Here is a 19,121-nt window from a genome sequence, read left to right on the forward strand (position 1 = left end):
CATGCGTCTGAGCCGATATTTCCTGCCCGTGCTGAAAGAAACGCCCAGCGAGGCGCAGATCGTCAGCCACCGGCTGATGCTGCGGGCTGGCATGATCAAGCAGGCCAGCGCGGGTATCTATTCCTGGCTGCCGCTGGGCTACAAGGTCCTGCGCCGGATCGAACAGATCGTCCACGAGGAACAGCAGCGGGTCGGCCATATCCCGATGCTCATGCCGACCCTGCAATCGGCCGACCTGTGGCGGGAATCCGGCCGGTACGACGCCTATGGCCCCGAGATGCTGCGCATCCGCGACCGGCAGGACCGCGACATGCTCTATGGCCCCACCAATGAAGAGCTGATCACCGACATCTTCCGCAGCCACGTGGGCAGCTACAAGGACCTGCCGCTGACGCTCTACCATATCCAGTGGAAGTTCCGTGACGAGATCCGCCCCCGCTTCGGCGTGATGCGGGGCCGCGAGTTCCTGATGAAGGACGGCTACAACTTCGACCTGACAAAGGAGGACGCGCTGCACGCCTACAACCGGCACCTGGTCAGCTACCTGCGGACCTACGAACGCATGGGGCTTCAGGCGATCCCGATGCGCGCCGACAGCGGCCCCATCGGTGGCGACGACACCCATGAATTCCTGGTCCTGGCGGAAACGGGCGAGTCGGAGGTGTTCTACGACAGCGAGATCACGGACCTGAAGTTCGGCGACCGCGAGATCGACCACGACGATCACGCCGCCTGCGCCGCCGTGCTCGAGGAGTTCACCTCGCGCTACGCCCGCACCGACGAGACCCACGACGAGGCGCTGTTCAGCCAGATCCCCGAGGAGCGCCGCCGCAGCGCGCGGGGAATCGAGGTGGGGCAGATCTTCTATTTCGGCACCAAGTACTCCGAGCCGATGGGCGCCACGGTACAGGGGCCCGACGGCAAACCGGTGCCGGTGCATATGGGCAGCCACGGCATCGGGGTCAGCCGCCTTCTGGGGGCGATCATCGAAGCCAGCCACGACGAGCGCGGGATCATCTGGCCCGAAGGCGTGACCCCGTTCCATTGCGGCATCGTGAACCTCAAGCAGGGCGATGCCGAGGCCGACGCGGCCTGCGACGCGCTCTACCGGTCGCTGCGGACCGTCGGGCTGGACCCGCTCTATGACGATACCAAGGGCGGGGCCGGGGCAAAGTTCGCCACCATGGACCTGATCGGTCTGCCCTGGCGGATCACCGTCGGGCCGCGCGGGCTCAAGAACGGGGTCGTCGAACTGACCTCGCGCCGCACCGGCGAGAGCGAGGAAATGTCGCCCGAGCAGGCTGTCGAGCGGGTTGCGCAGGTTTACGCCGCCATTCACTGAGGGTTCGCGCGTCCACGGCCCGCGTGCTAGCATGGCACCAAGAGGTCGGGAGCAGGCCCATGAAGACGATCACGCTGACCGCCGCCATCCTGTTGATGGCGCGCGCCGCGTTCGGGGACGTGCCCGAACGTGTCGAACAGGCCTTCCGTGACTGGGCCGAAGAGACCGGGACCGGTACCGCCGTCCTATCCCTGTGGCGGGACGGCGTGCATCGCCGCGACGTGACGCTGGGCACGGAGGCCGGGATGCCGGTGGTGCTGGGCAGCCTCAGCAAGACGGTGACCGCGCTTTGCGCCGTGACGCTTGTGCAGGACGGGTCGTGGACGTGGCAGACCACGGCGCGCGAGGTGCTGGGCCACGGCAGCGCGGATGTCACGCTGGCGGGCTTGATGACCCATTCGGCGGGGCTCGCCCCGGACGAGACGCAGGGGCTCGGGCTGCGCGACATCCTCGACAGGCCCGACGCGCAGGCCCGGATCGCCCGACGCGCCCTCGACCGGGCCGCGCAGGAAGGCACGCCGGGCCGGTTTCACTACAACAACGAGAATTACGAGATCATCGGCGCGATGATCGCCACCGAGACCGGCAGCGACTACGCTGACCACTGCACCGACGCGGTTCTCGGACCCGCCGGCGTGAGCGGCGCCGCGACGGTGCCGGGCATGGCGGGCCTGCTGCCGGCGGGGGGCTGGCAGATGCCGGTGCAGGATTTCGCGCGGCTCATGGAATGGGGCTTTGGCCCCGAAGGACCAATCGGCAGCGATCCCGACGCATGGCCGGCGGTGGATGCCGGTGGTGGCGCCAGCTATGGCGCGGGCATGATCTCGCGCCCGTTCGGGGGCGGGCGCAACTACTGGCACTTCGGACTGCTCTGCTATCCTGGCAGGGCCGAGGCCGCAGCCTACGCCGTGCGCTTTGCCAACGGCTGGATGGCGGTGGCGGGCGTCGACGGCTGCCTAGGGTGGGACCGGCTCTTTGCCCTCGATGCGGCGATCGGGGGCGCGGTATTCGAATGATCCTGCGCATGCTTACCCTGGCCGGGGGCCTTGCGGGCGCGGCGGGCCTGTCGCAATTCCCCGAGTTCTCGCAGCAGTACACCCAGCGGCTGGGCGGGGCCGTCGATGCCCTGGCCGAGGTGGTCGCGGATTTCGACGCATCGGCGGCTGCCGTCGGCCTCGGGCGAGAACAGGCGCTGGCGCAGATGCAGGGCACCGAATTCCTCGACCGCCGGCGGGCGGACATGGCCGCCACGTTCCGCCGCTACGACCGGCTGCGCGCCGATCTCGCCGCGATCGAAGGGCAGGGCCCGTTCATGCGGGCCTACCATGCGGCGCGCCTGACCGACCGCCAGATCGCCCGCGCCGCATGGGCTGCCTACCGGCCCGCCGTTCCCGTGCATTTCGCCGGTCTTGTCTTTGCCGCCGTGGGTTTCGTGCTGGGGGTCGCCGTCTGCGGCGCCCTGTGCCGCCTTCTGGCCGCGCCCTTCCGCCGCGCAAAGCGCGCTTGACGCTGCAGGCGCAAAGCCCCAGTTTGCGCCAAATCTCAGGAGCCCGCATGGCGCAGAACAGCACCGCCCCCTTTGCCCCCTTCGAATGGATGATCGCCTGGCGCTACCTGCGTGCCCGGCGTGCCGAGGGGGGCGTCAGCGTCATGACATGGATCAGCCTGATCGGCATCACGCTGGCTGTCTTTGCCCTGATCGCCACGCTGTCCGTGCGCTCGGGTTTTCGTGCCGAGTTCGTCGATACGATCCTTGGCGCCAACGCCCACGTGACGGTCTACCAGCTGGGCGAAGTGGCGCAGAACGGCCAGATCGACCGGTCGATTTCCAACTACGAGGACATGGCCACCGCCATCGCCGGTGTGGCGGGCGTGACCCGCGCCGCGCCGCTGGTGCGCCAGCAGGTCATGGCGAACCGCGGACAGTCCAACGCGGGGGTCGAGGTCTTTGGCATCGCGCTGGACGACCTCAAGACGATACCGCGCATTGCGGGATCCGAAAATGCCGTGGGCGACATCGACCGCTTCGACGAAGGCATGGCGATCGGCGCGGGCGTGGCCCGGACGCTGGGTGTCGACGTGGGCGACATGGTCAAGCTGATCTCGCCCAACGGCGTCAAGACCGCGTTCGGCACCAGCCCCCGCGTGAATGCCTACGAGGTGGTCTACATCTTCGAGGCGGGCCGCTACGACATCGACCGCACCCGTGTCTATCTTCCCCTTGCCGAAGCGCAATCCTTCTTCAATCGCGAGGGGTTGGCGGACGAGATTGAAGTGATGGTCGAAGATCCGGAAGCGGTGGACGACCTGACCGTGCCGCTGCTGCAGGCCGCGGGCGACCGCGCACAGGTCTGGACCTGGCGCGATGCGTCCGGGTCCTTCCTCAACGCGCTGGACATCGAGGACCGGGTGATGTTCGTGATCCTGTCGGTGCTGGTGCTGATCGCGGCGATGAACATCGTGTCGGGCCTCATCATGCTGGTCAAGAACAAGGGCCGCGACATCGGCATCCTGCGCACCATGGGCCTGACCGAAGGATCCGTGCTGCGCGTCTTCTTCATCTGCGGGGCCTTTACCGGCATCATCGGCACCGTGATGGGGGTGATCCTGGGGTGCCTCTTCGCGATCTACGTCGACCAGATCTTCGCCGCGGTGAACTACCTCTCCGGCGGCACGGCCTGGGACGCGTCGATTCGGGGCATCTATTTCCTGCCCGCCAAGCTGGAGCTTGCGGACGTGCTGTCGGCCGTTGCGCTCTCGCTCGGGCTCTCCTTTATCGTCACGATCTTTCCCGCGCGCCGCGCCGCGCGGATGAACCCGGTGGAGGCGCTGCGCTATGAGTGATCCGGCCCTCGACCTGAAAGGGATCGCCAAGTCCTACAATCCCGGCGCCCCGAACGAGGTGCAGGTCCTGCGCGGCATCGACCTGCAGGTCGCGCCCGGCGAAGTGGTGGCGCTCGTGGCGCCGTCCGGTGCGGGCAAGTCGACACTGCTGCACATCGCGGGCCTGCTCGACACGCCCGACACCGGGACCGTCGGGATCGGCGGCGAAGACATGACCGGCCTCGGCGACCGGCGCCGCACGGCCGTCCGCCGCGCCGACGTCGGTTTCATCTACCAGTTTCACCACCTGCTGCCGGAATTCACGGCGCTCGAGAACATCGTGCTGCCGCAGCTTGCCAACGGGACCGGCCGGGGGGCGGCGGAGACGCGCGCGCGGGCGCTTCTGGCCGAGGTCGGCATCGAACCGCGCGCGGATCATCGCCCGGCAGCCCTGTCGGGCGGCGAACAGCAGCGCGTCGCCTTCTGCCGGGCGCTGGCCAACGCACCCCGCCTGCTGCTGGCCGACGAACCCACCGGCAACCTCGATCCCAACACCTCGGACCAGGTCTTCGCGGCGCTGATGTCGCTGGTGCGCGGCACCGGGCTGGCCGCCCTGATCGCGACCCACAATCTCGACCTCGCCGCGCGGATGGACCGCCAGATCCGGCTGGACGCGGGGCGGCTGGTGCCGGCCTGATGCCGCGTGCCCCGGCGGGGCCGCGTCATCGCGCTTGACGGTCCTTCCATGTGCGTCCCACAGTGACCTTGCCGCACTTGGAGATCGTCGCGCATGGCAGAGGTTTCGCTCAAGGATATCGCCGAAACGGTCCAGGCTGCCCTGATGGGTCACGGGGCCGATACCTTTGCCGCCGCCGAAGTGGCGCGCGCGGTCGCGGCGGCTGAATCCACGGGCAATCGGATCTGCGGCCTTGCCTATGTCGAAAGCTACTGTCGGCAGCTGACCACCGGGCGGGTTCGGGGCGACGTGACCCCGGCGGTCACCACGCCCCGGTCCGCCGTGGTCCACGTCGACGCCCGGTTCGGATTTGCCCAGCCCGCCTTTGCCTACGGGCTGACAGTGGCGCTGGATGCGGCCCGCCAGCACGGCGTCGCGACCCTCGCCGTCAGCCATGCCCATACCTGCACGGCGCTCGGATATTTTACCGAACAGATCGCCCGGGCCGGGCTGATCGGCATCGGTTTCACCAATGCCTCGCCCGTCGTGGCGGCCCCGGGCGGGCGCCGCCCGGTGATCGGCACCAATCCCGTCGCCTTTTCGGTGCCGGACGGGCGGGGCGGCATCGCGCTGCAGGTCGATCAGTCCACCACCACCGTGGCCCTGGGCAAGATCGCCATGGCCCGGGCGGCCGGCGAACCCATCCCCGAAGGCTGGGCGCTGGATGCCGAGGGCAATCCCACCACCGACCCCGAGGCGGCGCTGAAGGGCACGCTGACGTCGGCCGGGGGCTACAAGGGGTGGGGCTTCGGCCTGATGGCGGAGATCCTCGCGGCGGGCATGGCGGGCAGCGTCCTGTCGAAGGACGTGCAGCCGCTGAAGGCGCCGGAGGGGCCGCCGCACGACCTGGGCCAGTATTACATCGTGATCGACCCGTCCGCCTCGGCGGATTTCGGCGATCGGCTCGCGGCACTGGCCGAGGCGGTGGCGGCGGACCCGGGCGCGCGGATGCCGGGCCAGCACAAGAGCCCCGCCGCCAGCGTCGACGTGCCGGACGCCCTGTGGACGACGATCCGGACGCTTGCCGGGGCCTGACGCCCGCAGGGTGCAGGGCGCGCGCCCTTGATCTGGATCATGGCAACCGCGGGCGAAGGATGCGACAAGGGGGCAAACCAACAGGAGCTTTCCCATGTCCAAACCGATCAAGACCCTGACCCTGCTTGGCCTGCTCGGCACGCTGGCCGCCTGCGCGCCCGAAACCATGCCGACGGAAAGCGACGGCGCGGCCTTCTTTGCCGCCAATTGCACGGCCTGCCACGGCACCACCGGGCGCGGCGACGGCCCGCTTGCCGCGGGGCTGACGCCGCGCCCCAACGACCTGACGGTCCTCACCCGCGAAAACGGCGGCACGTTCCCCCGCGCACGCGCGCTCAGCTACATCTACGGCGACCCGGAGCAGGGGCACCTCGCGCGGGTGATGCCGCAGTTCGGCGGTGCGATGGCGGATGACCTCGTGCCGGTGGAGGTGGACGGCGTGATGACGCCGACCCCCCGCGTGCTGGCGGGGCTGCTCGCCTACCTCGAAAGCATCCAGCGCTAGCGGCAGATCGTCTCCAGCTCGACCCCGTCCCACGGCAGGCGCACGTCCGACTGGGGGCGTGCGGGCAGGGGGGCCACCGGCATCACCTGCGAGATCAGCGCGTGCAGCCGCTTGGTCCGCGCGCCCTGCGGGGCGAGTGCCCGGCAGCAGACGAATTCCTCCACGATGGAGCCCTGCTGTTCGTAGCCGAACTTCAGAAAGTCGCGATCGGTGGAAATGTCGAACAGGTAGGGGTCGTCCTGCGTCAGGCTCTCCGATCCGGCCCGCAGCGGCGAATAGCCGGTGACCTTGCGGTTCTGCCACTGCCAGACATGGGTCAACTCGTGCGCCAGAAGCATCGCGGCGACCAGCCCGATCTCGTCGGGGTAGTCCGGAAGGTAATCGTCGAGGTACCAGTCCTTGTCGAACAGGACGGTGTTGAACAGGGCCACCGCGGCGGGCTTGGTCGTCACGATCTCGTCCTTGACGGGCGGCAGGATCAGCTCGCGGCAGGTGGTGCGCGGGCGCGGCTTGCGGCGGAAGGTCACGGCGCGCAGCGGGGCGCCGTCGTGCAGGCGCACGGTGCTGACATCCAGCGTGTCGCCGTGGATTCCGGCCATGAAGGCGCGTTCGTTCTCCGTCAGCGGACGCCCGCAGGAGGCCAGCAACAGCAGGATGAGAAACAGCCGGATCATGCGCGCAGTAAGGCGCGGCGCGGGGCCGGGATCAAGCCCGGATTTGGGGCTATCGCGCGAATGTCGCGGTCACCAGCGCGACCGGCTTGCCCGAGGGTTCGGCGATCAGCGTGCAGCGGGCGAACAGCATCGACTTGCCCGCGCGCGTGACCTCGGCCTCGGCGCGGATGCTGTCGCCGCTGGCGGGGCGCAGGAACTGGGTGTCGAGGGTCACGGTCCCCACCGGCGCGGGGGCGTCGAGGTGGCCGAAACAGGCGAATACCATCGCTGTATCCGCCAGCGCCGCCAGCGCCTGCCCCGACACGATCCCGCCGACACGCAGGATGTCGTCGGTGATCGGGATGGTCATGACCGTCCGCTCCGCCCCGATCTCGGTGATCGTCGGCTGCAGGGCGCGCACCCACGGGGCGAAGGCCTGTTCAAGGATGTCCTGCGCGGCGTCTGGTGTCATGGAGGCCTCCGGGGCGTGGTGTGCCCCGATCCTAGGCAAGAGGCGCGCGGGCGCAAGCCCCGGCAGGGTGGGCGGGCCCGGTCACCGTAAATCTCATCCTCGCAGAAACGCGCGTATTGATCCCAAACCATCGTTCCGTCGTAGCCCCTTCCCCATGGGGGAAGGGAAGGGGCTATGCGCCAAAGGCGCATGGGATACTGAACAGATGTCGCTGGGAAGAGGATGTGAATAGCGCGCATCTCACAACAAAACACAACAACAGGGCCACGCCCGACCTCGGGCCGGAGGGATGCGTCAGCATCGGGGTGCAGTGAAAGCAGCGAGAAGCCGGTTGACGTGAAATGAGTGGGCCCCCTGCGCGCGTGTGGGGGTCTTACTTGTGGGGTGCGTATAGGACGGTGGTGCGGTCCCAAAGATGATAGCACTTACGGTTTCTTGCTGAAGTTCCGCCCTATTGCACCAAGCGGCCTCGCTATGGCTGAGGGCAACTTTTACATGCTTTGGCCTGCGTATGTCTTGCGGATTCTAGGGACCCAACAGCAGGAGCACGTACAGGTCGGGGAAAAGGAGCGGAAGAAATGCCTTAATAAAGCTAGTTGCTACTTGCGCAGTAAGCATGATCAGTATTCCCGCGGCCAACCAAGGTTTAGGTAGCAACGGATCAATTCGGCGCAAGTTAACCCACAGGATGACCAATGCAACGATTGCGATCAAGATCGACAGTAAGGTATCTATGCGTTCGGAAAAACTATCGGGCCAAAATGCCAGCGTGATCAGAGATAAAGTGGCCGAAAAAATATAACCGAGTGCAGTTAGGCCGATGAGTATACACCAGTAGAGATTTGGGTCTGTCTCCTGAGAACCCTTTCTTTTCCATAGCTCAATTGCAGGCCAGCAGATCGTCATCACTACAATCGTCTGAACGAGCACGAGCACCTCGCTCCAGAACGGATTCTGCGCAGCCTCGAAGAATTCTACCGAATTGGAGAGCTTACCTTCAGAGCTTGATATCTGTTCAAGAAAAACTGCGGAAATCGAACTCTGTGCAAAATACCCAAACAGCAGGGCCCAAGCAAACAACTGAGCAAAAAACTCTGGGCCATCTTCAGATCGGGCAATTTTGTCGAGTGACAGAATATTCCTAGCTGACCGCCACAGCATCGGAGCAAGCGAGAATATCACTCCGAAAGTTTTGAGGAAGAAAGGTAATGGTGAACTCGTAGCACGTAATTTTCCGTGTCTCAAACATCCAACTCCTCCACGAACCGCGCGTTCTCCTGGATATACTGGAACCGCAACTCCGGCTTTTTCCCCATCAGCCGCTCCACCAGGTCGCCGGTCTCGCCCGGGATGTCCTCGTCCACGGTCACCCGGATCAGCTTGCGTGTCGCCGGGTCCATCGTGGTCTCTTTCAGGTCCTTCGCGTCCATCTCGCCCAGACCCTTGAAGCGTTGCAGGTCGATCTTGCCCTTGCCGCCAAGGCCTTTCTCCAGCCAGTGGTTCTTTTCGGCCTCGTCCGCCACGTAGAGCCGCTTGGCCCCCTGCGTCAGCCGGTAGAGCGGCGGGCAGGCGAGGTAGAGGTGCCCGTTGTCGATCAGCGGGCGCATCTGGGTGTAGAAGAACGTCATCAGCAGCGCCGCGATATGCGCGCCGTCCACGTCCGCGTCGGTCATGATGATGATCTTGTCATAGCGCAGGTCGTCGAGGTTGAACTTGCTGCCCATACCCACGCCCAGCGCCTCGCAGAGGTCCGATATCTCCGCGTTGGTGGTCAGCTTGCCCGAGGCCGCCCCCAGCACGTTCAGGATCTTGCCCTTGAGCGGCAGCAACGCCTGTGTCTCGCGGTTGCGCGCGCCCTTGCCCGAGCCACCCGCGCTGTCGCCCTCGACGATGAACAGTTCCGTCCCCTCGCGGGATTTCGAGGTGCAGTCGGTCAGCTTGCCCGGCAGGCGCAGCTTCTTAGTGGCCGTCTTGCGCGCGGTTTCCTTTTCCTGCCGTCGGCGCAGGCGTTCCTCGGCCCGCAGGACAAGGAAGTCGAGGATCGCGCCGGCCGATTTCGTGTCCGCCGCCAGCCAGTTGTCGAAATGGTCGCGCACGGCGTTCTCCACCATGCGCTGCGCCTCGGTGGTGGCCAGCCGGTCCTTTGTCTGGCCTACGAATTCCGGTTCGCGGATAAAGCACGACACCAGCGCGCAGCCGCCGGTGATCAGGTCCTCGCGGGTGATCGTGCCCGCCTTGCGGTTGCCCACCAGTTCGCCGTAAGCCTTGATCCCCTTGAGGATCGCGGCCCAGAAACCGGCCTCGTGGGTGCCGCCCTCGGGCGTGGGGATCGTGTTGCAGTAGGACTGGATGAAACCGTCGCGCGAGGGGGTCCAGTTGATCGCCCATTCGACCTTGCCGGGGTTGCCAAACTTCTCCTTGAAATCGACCATGCCGCCGAACGGGGCCTCGGCATAGGTGGTGGACCCTGTCAGGGTCTCGTTGAGGTAGTCCGACAGCCCGCCGGGAAAGTGGAACGTCGCCTCCATCGGCGTGTCGCCGTCGGGCAGGGCGGATTTCCAGCGGATCTCGACGCCCGAGAACAGGTAGGCCTTGGACCGCGCCATCGCGAACAGCCGGGCGGGCCGCAGCTTGAGCGCGCCGAAAATCTCCGGGTCGGGGTGAAAGGTCACGGCGGTGCCGCGCCGGTTCGGGGCCGCGCCGATCTTTTCCAGCTTGCCCTGAGGCAGCCCGCGCGAGAATTCCATGGCAAAGAGCTCGCGGTTGCGCGCCACCTCGACCCGCAGGTGGTCGGACAGCGCGTTGACCACCGACGATCCCACGCCGTGCAGACCGCCCGAGGTCTCGTAACTGTCGCCCGAGAACTTGCCGCCCGCGTTCAGGGTGCAGAAGATGATCTCGAGCGCCGACTTGGAGGGATCCTTCGGGTGCGGATCGGTCGGAATGCCGCGCCCGTTGTCGCGCACCGTCACATGGCCGTTCCCGTGCAGTTCCAGTTCGATCCATGTGGCATGTCCCGCCACCGCCTCGTCCATGGAGTTGTCCACGATCTCGGCGACCATGTGGTGCAGGGCGCGGTCGTCCTTGCCGCCGATGTACATGCCGGGCCGCAGCCGGACGTGCTCCATGTCCTCCAGCACCTGGATGGAGGAGGCATCGTATTCTTTGCCGCTGGGCTGGGCACCGGAAAGCAGATCGGTCATGGGGCACGCCTGTTTTTGTTGGTTTTGTTGGGGGTCGAGTATGCCAGACCGGGGCAAGCGGGGAAAGGGCGATCACCGCTTTCATTTTCGATTTTGCCGCCTATGGTGGCCTGACCGTTTCAACTTTCGGAGTTGCGGATGACCCCGACACCTCTGCCTTCCAGCCCCGCGCCGACATTGGCGGATCGACCGGACTGGCGCTACCTGTTGCAGGAATTCGACGAGCTTTACCGCTATCTGCCCGCGGGGGGCAGCGACCGTATCGCGGGCCACCAGCGCAAGGTGCGCGAGGCGATCGCGCGGCTGCTGCGCAGCCAGCCCGAGCTGCGCCTGCAGCCCCGCGCCGAAAAGCCGGTCACCGCCCATCTGCGCCGGGCGCTGGACGAGGGACGGCAGGGGGTGCTGGCCCCGGCCGTGCGGGCGCTCGACGCGGTCAACGGGGATCTCAGCTGGCAGTACGGCTACGAGAAGGTGCCAAAGGGGCTTCAGAACAGCTACGCCTACGCCGAGTTCGCCGGGCCCAACGGCCCCGTGGTCGGGCCCGAGATCATCCTGGGCGTGGTGCTATTCGCCCCCGGCTGCACCTATCCGGCCCATGCCCACAAGGGCATCACCGAAAGCTATGTCTGCCTGTCCGGCGCGGTGTCCGAAAACCATCAGGGCGTGTACGTGCCCGGCTCGATGATCTTCAATCCGCCCGACCACCTGCACCGGATCACGGTGGGCAAGCGGGAACCGGCATTGCTGGGCTACGCCTGGATCGGCGCGCCCGAGGATCTGCACCAGCAGAAGATGGTCTTTACCCGGACGCGCAAGGCCTGAGTCAGAACAGCCCGGAATAGTGGTGCGCCGGCGCGTTGAGGCCGTCGATGTCATGGGGCCGCAGGGCAGGCGACAGCAGCAGGGCGGCAAGGGTGATGGCGACGGCGAGGTAAGGTACGATACGAAGCAGCATGGCAGAAATCCCGTTCTTTAAATGCGGAAATTCTGCGTCTCCGTGCCAAATCGGACAAGTCAGGTATTCCTGACCGACCGGGCCGCCGGGCCGCAACCTCAGCTCACGCCCATCCAGTGCAGAACGGCCTCCGCCACCTCCCGGGGTTTCTGGTGGTGCAGCCAGTGGTCCGCGCCCGCGATCTCCACCCGCGTGAGGCCGGGGGCGAAATCCTCGAGCCCCGCCGTCGCCTCGGGCAGCAGCGCGCGGTCCTCCTTGCCCCAGATCAGCAGATGCGGGCAGCGCACCATCAGCCGGTCGAGCGGCAGGTCGGGCATCTGCGCCGTCTGGCCCGCCGCAGGCACCACCAGCGGCGAGGCGCGGTACCAGTTCACCATGCCGCGCAGCCGGCCGGGCCGCGACCATTCCGTCACGTAGGCCTCGCGTGTGGGGCCGCTCAGCCAGCTCATGTCCATGTGCGCCGAGAACATGGTCAGCAACTTGGCGCAGCCGTCCCGGCCCAGCCGGTCCTCGGACCCTTCCGCACGCAGGTAGTGGATGTACTGCGAGGCGTCGGTCTGCGGGCCGCCCGCCGCCAGCGCCCGCTGGAAGGGCACGGGATGCACGCCGTTCATGATGATGAGCCTGTCCACCAGGTCGGGCCGGGACATCGCCAGCCCATAGGCCACCGCGGCGCCCCAGTCGTGCCCCAGTACCGTCAGCGGCTCATCTCCGATCAGCGCCACCATGTCGCCGACCAGCTTGCCGGTGGCATAGTCCGACACCGCCTCGGGCGCCCAGCTCTGGCCATAGCCGCGCTGATCCGGGGCGATGCAGTGGAAATGTTCCGCCAGCAGCGGGGCCAGTCTCTCCCATGCGCCGCCGTACTCGGGAAAGCCGTGCAGCAGCAGAAGCCGGGGCAGGCCTTGGTCGCCCCAGTGTCGCACGTAGAAGGGCTTGCCGTTCAGCATCACGGTTTCGGTGCGGGGATCGGCCATCGGTGTCGTCCTTTCGGAATGGTCAGAATGTTTCGCCCGCCCGCAAGTGTTCCAGCGTCAGGCCGCGGGCGGTTTCGGGCGGAAAGCCCGCCCAGCCGGGGGCAAGGTAGCGGGCCATGCTGGCGTCGCCCTGCAGGTGCAGGCCCATGAAGGCGCAGGCGAAATGCTGCGCGATGTTGTTCATCCGCAGCGTATCCCACACCGGGTCGGCATAGTGCTGGAAGGGCGGCCATCCCAGAATGTCGGAATGGGCCCAGCTTTCGTCCGGTGCGGGCACCGGGGCCGCGGCGTTGTGGCCCGCGTTCTCGAAGCTCAGCAGGATGCGGTCAACGCCGGTGGTCTCCGCCACGATCTGGCGCATGGCGGCGCCGCCCGATACCTCGTCCGCCGTGCCCGCCATGAGCAGCATCGGCACCCGCAGACCGGCCATGCCCGCTTCGGTCCAGAACCCGTGGTTGCGGCCCCAGGGCCCGATCGGCAGGATCGCCTTGATCCGCGGATCGGCCAGCGCCCGGTGCTGCGCCGCGCCAGCGCGGTGCCGCGCCAGGCTGCCGTCGCTTGGCGCACGCGCGTGGGTCATCGCCGCGTCGCTCAGCCCCGCGCCGGCCAGCACCAATGCCCCGTAGCCGCCCATGGAATAGCCGATCACGCCGACCCGGTCGGTGTCCGTCACGGCGCCCAGCGGCCCCGGCAGCGCCGCCATGGCGTCGATCACACCCCGCTGGTCCATCGGGCGATGCACCAGCGTCACGGCGAATTCCTGCTGGTCGTCGTAGGTGCTGCCCGCGTGATCCGGCGCGGCCACGACATGGCCCCGCGCCGCCAGCGCCTCGGCCAGGTGGGCCATCAGGTAGCGGTTGCCGGGATAGCCATGCGACAGCACGATCAGCGGGGCAGGCTGCGCGTCCGGCGCGGCATCGCGGCAGGCGTGACCAAGGTAGCGCACCGGGGTCACCCCGTCGCCCAGCAGCGTATCGTAGGCCGTGCCGGGTGCTGTGCCCGTGGCGGCAGGGTACCAGACGTCGGTGGTCAGCGCGCGGTCGGGCAGGCCGTCCGCCCCCGGCACCTGCAGGACCAGCGTCTGCACGCCCACCGGGTGCGGCCCCCGCTCCGCCAGCGCGGGCGCATCCGGCCTGATCCTGTCAATCCTGCTGGCCATGTTCGCCTCCCCCTCGGGGCCAGTCTGAGCCCTGCGCGGTGGCAAGGCAATGGATCACAGAAGGTGACGCAGCGCGCTTTTGAGCCGGTCAAAGACGAATCGGATGCGGGCGATCCGGGCCTGATCTTCGTGTACCACCAGCCAGACCGGCATCGGATGTACGATCAGGGGGGCAACCCGGTGCAGCCCCAACCGCTCGCCCAGCTTTACCTGGCAGAAACCCACGCCCACCCCGGCGCGTATGGCGGCGATCTGCGCCAGCGGATCGTCGCAGCGCAGCGCGATGCGACGGGGGGCCTCCACCCCTGCCGCCGCCAACGCGGGCAGGATCACGTCCTCCCGGTCATCGGCGACAAAGGGCAGGTCCTGCCAGGGCGTGCCCGCCGTCTCCGTGTCCAGCGGGGTGGCGGCGAACAGGCCCACGGCGCAATCCGGCAGGCGGACGGCCACCAGCGCCTGCTGGCGCGGCGGGGTAAAGCGGATCGCGATGTCCGCCGCGCGGCGGGTCAGATCCTCCGCCCGGTCGGTTGCCGCCACTTCGAACCGCAGACCGGGCGCGTCCCGGCGCATCTCTTCGATGAGCGGCGGCAGCACGTGCCCCGCGACCACCCGGCTGGTGGTGATTCGGACCACGCCCTCCAGCGCCTCCGCCTCGGCGCTGGCGACCCGCCCGAGTGCGGCGGCCTCGGCGAGGACCGAGGCGGCCAGCGGCAGCAGTGTCTGCGCCATGCCCGTGGGGGTCAGGCCATTGGCAGACCGGGTGAAAAGCTGGGTGCCCAGTTCCGCTTCCAGCGCTTCGATCTGGCGGCGGACGGTCGGCTGCGCCAGCCCCAGCGCCCGCGCCGCCGCCGACAGGCTGCCGTGCTGCATGACCGCGTGAAAGGCGGGGATCAGGTCAAGCGAGGGTGTGCTCATAAGAAAGTGTTAGGTGGGTAGACGCAATTGGTCAATTCATGTCAGGCGGGGGATCGGTCACTCTGGGGTAACCCTGCAACCGACCGGAGGCTCCCACGCCATGACCATGTCCGCTCACCGCCCCGCCGGGGCCATGACCCCGCAGGAGATCACCCTGCGGCTGGAAGGGCTGGCCCTGGCCGGCCTATGCGTCCTGATCTATGGGCTCCAGTCCGGCGCCTGGGGGCTTTTTGCCCTGCTGATCCTTGCGCCGGACGTCTTCATGCTGGGCTATCTCGTCAACCGGCGGGCGGGGGCCCTGTGCTACAACATCGGGCACAGCTGGCTCGCGCCGTTGGCTCTGGCCGGGGCCGGGATGATGACAGGATGGCCCTCTGCGCTGCCGGTGGCGCTGATCTGGGGGGCGCATATCGGCCTCGACCGGGCGTTGGGCTATGGTCTGAAGTATGGCTCCGGTTTCCGTGACACGCATCTGTCGCGGGTGTGACATCGGGGCGCTTCGCCTCTTCACCTTTTCCGGGGCCGGGCGTATGGCATGGCCCATGACTGCCCCGATGACATACGGCCGCCATGTGCGCGCGATCCTGACGCTCGGTCTTCCGCTGATCGGCGGGCACCTCGGGCAAGTGGCCATCGGCGTGACCGATACCGTGATGATGGGCTGGTACGGGATCGAGGGGCTGGCCGCGGTGACGCTCGCATCGACCTTCTTCTTCGTCCTGTTCATCTTCGGCTCGGGCTTCGCCTGGGCGGTGATGCCCATGGTCGCGGCCTTCGAAGCCGAGGGCGACGAGATCGGCATCCGCCGGGCGACCCGCATGGGCCTCTGGCTGTCGCTCGGGTTCGCCCTGCTGTCGCTCCCGGTGATGATCTGGGCCGAACCGCTCCTGCGCCTGATGGGGCAGGGCGACGCACTGGCCCGTGACGCGGGGCGCTACCTGTCCGTCGCCGGCTTCGGCATCTTCCCGGCGCTTCTGGTGATGACGCTGAAAAGCTATCTCGCCGCGCTCGAACGGACACAGATCGTCTTCTGGATCACCCTGATGGCGGCGGCGGTGAACGCGCTGGCGAACTACGCGCTGATCTTCGGGAACTGGGGGGCGCCGGAACTGGGCGTCGTCGGGGCCGCCATCGCCTCGGCCTCTACGCAGACGGTCTCCCTGATCGGGGTGGTGCTCTACATCGTGCTGGTGGTCCCGGAACACAACCTCTTCGTGCGCCTGTGGCGGGCGGACGGCCAGATGCTGTCGCGGGTGTTCCGGCTGGGCGTGCCGATCGGCGTCACCGCGCTGAGCGAAGTGGGCCTCTTCGCCGCCACCGCCGTGATGATGGGCTGGCTGGGCACGGTGCCCTTGGCCGCGCATGGCATCGCGGTGCAGCTCGCCTCGATCACGTTCATGGTGCACCTCGGCCTCAGCAACGCCGCCACCATCCGCGCGGGCAACGCCCACGGCCGGCGGGACGCCGAGCGGCTGGGACGGGGCGGGATCACCGTCACCGTGATGTCCGTCGTCTTTGCCCTCGTGACCTCGGCGGTCTTCGTCGGCTGGCCCGAACCGCTGCTGTCGGCCTTCATGCAAAAGGGCGAACCCGCCCGCGACCAGATCCTCGGGATCGGCGTGGGGCTCTTGGTGATGGCGGCGCTGTTCCAGTTCGTGGACGGGGCGCAAGCCATCGCCCTCGGCCTGCTGCGCGGCGTGCAGGACACCCGCGTGCCCATGTGGATGGCCGCCTTCAGCTACTGGGGGGTGGGGATGCCGGTCTCATACCTCTTCGGCTTCGTGCTGGACGGCGGCGGTATCGGCGTCTGGACCGGGCTGGTGCTGGGGCTGGGCATGGCGGCGGTCCTGCTGAACGCCCGCTTCTGGGGCGTGATCCTGCATCAGGTCCGCCGGGCCTGATCCGCCGAACGCGCAGGCACGCGCGCCCGCTAGTCCTTCAGCAGGCGGTCCGCCTTCTTGCGGACCAATGTGCTCCGCAGGTCGTGCATCGCCAGCAACAGCGCGTCCGTCACGGCCTCGAGCTGGTCGTCCGTCGCCTTCGATTGCACCCAGTGGGTCGTCAGGTTCAGGTAGTCCACCGCCCGATGGATGTCGTCGATGTCGCGATGCGCCAGCACGTTCCGGCGCTGTTCCATCCACGCCCGGATCTCCGTCAGGTCGGCTTCCGTCAGCGTGCGATCGCCGTGCGGCTTGATCTCGCCGTTGCGGATGTTGGCCACCGCGATCTGGTCCATCTCGATCCGGCGCTGACGGTTCTCCGTGTCGAGGCGGAACACCGCCGCGCCGTTCTCGCGCACGCGGAAATAGTACTCTGGCAGTTCGGTCGACATGGCCCCTCCGCTTACACGCACCCCGCGCAGAAGGCCTGGATGCGGCCGCAGGCCTCCTTCAGTGCCGCGTCGGACGTAGCGTAGCTGACCCGGAAGTTTGGCGAAAGGCCGAAGGCCGCGCCGAACACCACGGCCACGCCGTTCTCCTCCAGAAGCGCGGTGGCAAAGGCCTCGTCGTCGGTGATCTTCGCACCGCCCGCCGAGGTCTTGCCGATCAGCCCCGCGATGGAGGGATAGACATAGAATGCCCCCTCGGGCACCGGGCAGGTCACACCCTCGATCTCGTTCAGCATGGACACCACGAGGTCGCGCCGGCGCACGAACATCTCGTTGTTGGGCGCGATGAAGTCCTGCGTGCCCTCCAGCGCCTCGACCGCCGCCCACTGGCTGACGGAGCAGGGGTTGGACGTGCTCTGGGACTGGATCTTGCGCATGGCGCCGATCAGTTTCTCCGGCCCGGCCGCGTAGCCGATCCGCCAGCCGGTCATCGCATAGGCCTTGGACACGCCGTTCACCGTCAGGGTCCGGTCGTAAAGGCCCGGCTCCACCTGCGCCGGGGTGCAGAACTCGAACCCGTCGTAGGCAAGGTGCTCGTACATGTCGTCGCTCATGACCCAGACGTGCGGATGGCGCATCAGCACATCGGTCAGCCCCTTGAGCTCCTCGCGGCTGTAGCCCGCGCCGGTGGGGTTGGACGGCGAGTTGAAGATGAACCACTTGGTCTTCGGCGTGATCGCGGCCTCCAGCGCCTCGGGCGTCAGTTTGAAATCGTCCTCCAGCGTCGCCGGGGCGATCACCGGCTCGCCACCCGCCAGCAGCACCATGTCCGGATAGCTGACCCAGTAGGGGGCGGGAATCACCACTTCCTCGCCGGGGTTCAGCGTCGCCATCAGCGCGTTGTAGAGAATCTGCTTGCCGCCGGTGGCCACGCTGACCTGCGCGGGGATATACTCCAACCCGTTGTCACGCTTGAACTTCTTGCAGATCGCCTGCTTGAGTTCCGGAATGCCGTCGACTGCGGTATACTTGGTCTTGCCGGCGGCGATGGCAGCGACCGCGGCGTCCTTGATGTTCTGCGGCGTGTCGAAGTCCGGCTCGCCCGCGCCAAGGCCGATCACGTCGCGCCCCGCGGCCTTCAGCTCCGCCGCCTTCGTGGTGACGGCAATGGTGGGGGACGGTTTGACGCGGTCAAGTGTCGCAGAGAGCAGTTCCATTACGGACCTCGGTATGTGATGTTTGCGCGACCCTCTTAGGGGGGACGGGCACACCGATCAAGACGGAACGCCCCGGTTCTGAGGAAAGGGATGACGAATGGACGACGAAACGGATTGGTACGGCCCGGATGCGGCCACCTTCGGTGACAGGCTTGCCGCCGCGCGCGAAAGCGCCGGGATGAGCCAGGGCGATCTGGCCAAGCGGCTGGGCGTCCGGCTTTCCACGCTGCGCGGCTGGGAAGACGATCATGCCGAGCCGCGGGCGAACCGTCTGTCGATGCTCGCGGGGCTGCTCAACGTGTCGATGATGTGGCTCATCAACGGCGAGGGCGAGGGGATCAGCCCCCCCGACACCAGCGGGACGGACACCGCCGGCCTGTCTGAGGTCATGGCCGAACTGCGCAGCCTTCGTGCCGACATGCTGCGCAAGGCCGAACACGTGGGCCGGCTGGAAAAGCGCCTGCGCCGCATCATGACCGATACCGGCAATGTCTGAAACGGCCGAACTGCCCGAACACCGGCTGAAGCGGCTGCACATGCGCTCCATGCGGCGCGGGATCAAGGAGATGGACCTGATCCTGCCGCCCTTCGCCGCCGCCCGGCTGCCCCGGATGGATGACGCGGAACTGGCGCTTTACGAGGATCTGCTCAACGAAAGCGACCACGACCTGTACCAGTGGGTCTCCTCTCAGGCGGCACCCCCCGACCGTTACGCCGACATGATCGGCCAGATCCGCGAACAGCTGGCCGGCGGGGTGCGCTAAGGCCCCCCGTCGCCCCCGGCTTCGTGCCCGCCGACC

At 67.4% G+C, this 19,121-nt stretch carries 22 protein-coding genes; 12 read left to right on the top strand and 10 right to left on the bottom strand.

What is annotated here, in order from left to right; translation table 11 throughout:
• The first annotated feature begins 1 nt into the window (after position 1).
• The 7 genes from proS (at position 2) to BOO69_RS05300 (ending at position 6,441) form a co-directional block, all read left to right on the top strand.
• Positions 2–1,342 (top strand): proline--tRNA ligase, encoded by a 1,341-nt coding sequence (gene proS, locus BOO69_RS05270; RefSeq protein ID WP_071970961.1) that lies wholly within the window; start codon positions 2–4, stop codon positions 1,340–1,342.
• Positions 1,343–1,401: 59 nt separating this feature from the next.
• On the top strand, positions 1,402–2,358 hold the full coding sequence (locus tag BOO69_RS05275; RefSeq protein WP_071970963.1) for a serine hydrolase domain-containing protein: 957 nt from the start codon (positions 1,402–1,404) through the stop codon (positions 2,356–2,358).
• On the top strand, positions 2,355–2,849 hold the full coding sequence (locus tag BOO69_RS05280; protein WP_071970965.1) for a DUF2937 family protein: 495 nt from the start codon (positions 2,355–2,357) through the stop codon (positions 2,847–2,849). Before BOO69_RS05275 ends, BOO69_RS05280 begins: the two co-directional genes overlap by 4 nt.
• Before the next feature lie 47 nt (positions 2,850–2,896).
• Entirely contained in the window at positions 2,897–4,186 is a 1,290-nt protein-coding gene (locus BOO69_RS05285; RefSeq protein WP_071970967.1) for a lipoprotein-releasing ABC transporter permease subunit, read from the top strand.
• Positions 4,179–4,862, top strand: a complete 684-nt coding sequence (locus BOO69_RS05290) for an ABC transporter ATP-binding protein (protein ID WP_071970969.1) — start codon at positions 4,179–4,181, stop codon at positions 4,860–4,862. Before BOO69_RS05285 ends, BOO69_RS05290 begins: the two co-directional genes overlap by 8 nt.
• A 93-nt stretch (positions 4,863–4,955) precedes the next feature.
• A complete protein-coding gene (locus BOO69_RS05295; protein ID WP_071970971.1) occupies positions 4,956–5,936 on the top strand; it encodes an Ldh family oxidoreductase in 981 nt (326 codons plus the stop codon).
• A gap of 94 nt (positions 5,937–6,030) precedes the next feature.
• Complete coding sequence (locus tag BOO69_RS05300; RefSeq protein ID WP_237267569.1) at positions 6,031–6,441, top strand: c-type cytochrome; 411 nt, start codon at positions 6,031–6,033, stop codon at positions 6,439–6,441.
• Here the strand turns inward: BOO69_RS05300 and BOO69_RS05305 are convergent.
• The 4 genes from BOO69_RS05305 to BOO69_RS05320 form a co-directional block, all read right to left on the bottom strand.
• The gene (locus BOO69_RS05305; protein ID WP_071970973.1) at positions 6,438–7,115 is read right to left on the bottom strand and encodes a hypothetical protein; all 678 of its coding nucleotides are present in this window, start codon (positions 7,113–7,115) and stop codon (positions 6,438–6,440) included. The two genes, BOO69_RS05300 and BOO69_RS05305, sit on opposite strands and share 4 nt — an antisense overlap.
• Positions 7,116–7,164: 49 nt before the next feature.
• Complete coding sequence (locus tag BOO69_RS05310) at positions 7,165–7,566, bottom strand: PaaI family thioesterase (RefSeq protein ID WP_071970975.1); 402 nt, start codon at positions 7,564–7,566, stop codon at positions 7,165–7,167.
• A 525-nt stretch (positions 7,567–8,091) separates the two neighbouring features.
• Positions 8,092–8,811, bottom strand: coding sequence for a hypothetical protein (locus BOO69_RS05315; protein WP_156874864.1), 720 nt, complete (start codon positions 8,809–8,811; stop codon positions 8,092–8,094).
• Entirely contained in the window at positions 8,808–10,769 is a 1,962-nt protein-coding gene (locus BOO69_RS05320) for a DNA gyrase/topoisomerase IV subunit B (RefSeq protein WP_071970979.1), read from the bottom strand. Before BOO69_RS05320 ends, BOO69_RS05315 begins: the two co-directional genes overlap by 4 nt.
• A gap of 138 nt (positions 10,770–10,907) precedes the next feature.
• Here BOO69_RS05320 and BOO69_RS05325 point away from each other — a divergent pair, with 138 nt between their 5' ends.
• Positions 10,908–11,591, top strand: a complete 684-nt coding sequence (locus BOO69_RS05325; protein WP_071970981.1) for a dimethylsulfonioproprionate lyase family protein — start codon at positions 10,908–10,910, stop codon at positions 11,589–11,591.
• Between the two features lies 1 nt (position 11,592).
• On the opposite strand, the gene BOO69_RS23545 is transcribed toward BOO69_RS05325, so the two are convergent.
• From BOO69_RS23545 to BOO69_RS05340, 4 genes are all read right to left on the bottom strand, one after another.
• The gene (locus BOO69_RS23545) at positions 11,593–11,724 is read right to left on the bottom strand and encodes a hypothetical protein (protein WP_257786727.1); all 132 of its coding nucleotides are present in this window, start codon (positions 11,722–11,724) and stop codon (positions 11,593–11,595) included.
• A 98-nt stretch (positions 11,725–11,822) separates the two neighbouring features.
• Complete coding sequence (locus BOO69_RS05330) at positions 11,823–12,701, bottom strand: alpha/beta fold hydrolase (protein ID WP_071970983.1); 879 nt, start codon at positions 12,699–12,701, stop codon at positions 11,823–11,825.
• Positions 12,702–12,723: 22 nt separating this feature from the next.
• Positions 12,724–13,860, bottom strand: a complete 1,137-nt coding sequence (locus BOO69_RS05335; protein WP_071970985.1) for an alpha/beta hydrolase family protein — start codon at positions 13,858–13,860, stop codon at positions 12,724–12,726.
• 54 nt (positions 13,861–13,914) lie between these two features.
• Positions 13,915–14,775, bottom strand: coding sequence for a LysR family transcriptional regulator (locus tag BOO69_RS05340; protein ID WP_071970987.1), 861 nt, complete (start codon positions 14,773–14,775; stop codon positions 13,915–13,917).
• Positions 14,776–14,875: 100 nt separating this feature from the next.
• Here BOO69_RS05340 and BOO69_RS05345 point away from each other — a divergent pair, with 100 nt between their 5' ends.
• Together BOO69_RS05345 and BOO69_RS05350 are read left to right on the top strand one after the other, a co-directional pair.
• Complete coding sequence (locus BOO69_RS05345; protein WP_237267571.1) at positions 14,876–15,262, top strand: DUF4260 domain-containing protein; 387 nt, start codon at positions 14,876–14,878, stop codon at positions 15,260–15,262.
• Between the two features lie 55 nt (positions 15,263–15,317).
• Complete coding sequence (locus tag BOO69_RS05350; protein WP_071970989.1) at positions 15,318–16,676, top strand: MATE family efflux transporter; 1,359 nt, start codon at positions 15,318–15,320, stop codon at positions 16,674–16,676.
• A gap of 29 nt (positions 16,677–16,705) precedes the next feature.
• Here BOO69_RS05350 and BOO69_RS05355 read toward each other — a convergent pair whose 3' ends face one another.
• Together BOO69_RS05355 and BOO69_RS05360 are read right to left on the bottom strand one after the other, a co-directional pair.
• Positions 16,706–17,107, bottom strand: coding sequence for a hypothetical protein (locus BOO69_RS05355; protein ID WP_071970991.1), 402 nt, complete (start codon positions 17,105–17,107; stop codon positions 16,706–16,708).
• A gap of 11 nt (positions 17,108–17,118) precedes the next feature.
• On the bottom strand, positions 17,119–18,321 hold the full coding sequence (locus BOO69_RS05360) for a pyridoxal phosphate-dependent aminotransferase (protein ID WP_071970994.1): 1,203 nt from the start codon (positions 18,319–18,321) through the stop codon (positions 17,119–17,121).
• Positions 18,322–18,418: 97 nt separating this feature from the next.
• On the opposite strand from BOO69_RS05360, the gene BOO69_RS05365 reads away from it, so the two are divergent.
• A complete protein-coding gene (locus BOO69_RS05365; protein WP_071970996.1) occupies positions 18,419–18,817 on the top strand; it encodes a helix-turn-helix domain-containing protein in 399 nt (132 codons plus the stop codon).
• A complete protein-coding gene (locus BOO69_RS05370; protein ID WP_071970998.1) occupies positions 18,810–19,085 on the top strand; it encodes a succinate dehydrogenase assembly factor 2 in 276 nt (91 codons plus the stop codon). The genes BOO69_RS05365 and BOO69_RS05370 overlap by 8 nt, the downstream gene beginning before the upstream one ends.
• Positions 19,086–19,121: the final 36 nt, after the last annotated feature.

This window comes from Sulfitobacter alexandrii (genome assembly GCF_001886735.1).
In the GTDB taxonomy this organism is placed as follows: domain Bacteria; phylum Pseudomonadota; class Alphaproteobacteria; order Rhodobacterales; family Rhodobacteraceae; genus Sulfitobacter; species Sulfitobacter alexandrii.

Coding starts and splice junctions, on each gene's coding strand:
- BOO69_RS05320 (WP_071970979.1), bottom strand. CDS start 10,769: ATGACCGATCTGCTTTCCGGTGCCCAGCCCAGCGGCAAAGAATACGAT.
- BOO69_RS23545 (WP_257786727.1), bottom strand. CDS start 11,724: ATGCTGCTTCGTATCGTACCTTACCTCGCCGTCGCCATCACCCTTGCC.
- BOO69_RS05300 (WP_237267569.1), top strand. CDS start 6,031: ATGTCCAAACCGATCAAGACCCTGACCCTGCTTGGCCTGCTCGGCACG.
- BOO69_RS05295 (WP_071970971.1), top strand. CDS start 4,956: ATGGCAGAGGTTTCGCTCAAGGATATCGCCGAAACGGTCCAGGCTGCC.
- BOO69_RS05325 (WP_071970981.1), top strand. CDS start 10,908: ATGACCCCGACACCTCTGCCTTCCAGCCCCGCGCCGACATTGGCGGAT.
- BOO69_RS05345 (WP_237267571.1), top strand. CDS start 14,876: ATGACCATGTCCGCTCACCGCCCCGCCGGGGCCATGACCCCGCAGGAG.
- BOO69_RS05290 (WP_071970969.1), top strand. CDS start 4,179: ATGAGTGATCCGGCCCTCGACCTGAAAGGGATCGCCAAGTCCTACAAT.
- BOO69_RS05330 (WP_071970983.1), bottom strand. CDS start 12,701: ATGGCCGATCCCCGCACCGAAACCGTGATGCTGAACGGCAAGCCCTTC.
- BOO69_RS05335 (WP_071970985.1), bottom strand. CDS start 13,860: ATGGCCAGCAGGATTGACAGGATCAGGCCGGATGCGCCCGCGCTGGCG.
- BOO69_RS05365 (WP_071970996.1), top strand. CDS start 18,419: ATGGACGACGAAACGGATTGGTACGGCCCGGATGCGGCCACCTTCGGT.
- BOO69_RS05280 (WP_071970965.1), top strand. CDS start 2,355: ATGATCCTGCGCATGCTTACCCTGGCCGGGGGCCTTGCGGGCGCGGCG.
- BOO69_RS05355 (WP_071970991.1), bottom strand. CDS start 17,107: ATGTCGACCGAACTGCCAGAGTACTATTTCCGCGTGCGCGAGAACGGC.
- BOO69_RS05310 (WP_071970975.1), bottom strand. CDS start 7,566: ATGACACCAGACGCCGCGCAGGACATCCTTGAACAGGCCTTCGCCCCG.
- BOO69_RS05350 (WP_071970989.1), top strand. CDS start 15,318: ATGACTGCCCCGATGACATACGGCCGCCATGTGCGCGCGATCCTGACG.
- proS (WP_071970961.1), top strand. CDS start 2: ATGCGTCTGAGCCGATATTTCCTGCCCGTGCTGAAAGAAACGCCCAGC.
- BOO69_RS05360 (WP_071970994.1), bottom strand. CDS start 18,321: ATGGAACTGCTCTCTGCGACACTTGACCGCGTCAAACCGTCCCCCACC.
- BOO69_RS05370 (WP_071970998.1), top strand. CDS start 18,810: ATGTCTGAAACGGCCGAACTGCCCGAACACCGGCTGAAGCGGCTGCAC.
- BOO69_RS05305 (WP_071970973.1), bottom strand. CDS start 7,115: ATGATCCGGCTGTTTCTCATCCTGCTGTTGCTGGCCTCCTGCGGGCGT.
- BOO69_RS05275 (WP_071970963.1), top strand. CDS start 1,402: ATGAAGACGATCACGCTGACCGCCGCCATCCTGTTGATGGCGCGCGCC.
- BOO69_RS05340 (WP_071970987.1), bottom strand. CDS start 14,775: ATGAGCACACCCTCGCTTGACCTGATCCCCGCCTTTCACGCGGTCATG.
- BOO69_RS05285 (WP_071970967.1), top strand. CDS start 2,897: ATGGCGCAGAACAGCACCGCCCCCTTTGCCCCCTTCGAATGGATGATC.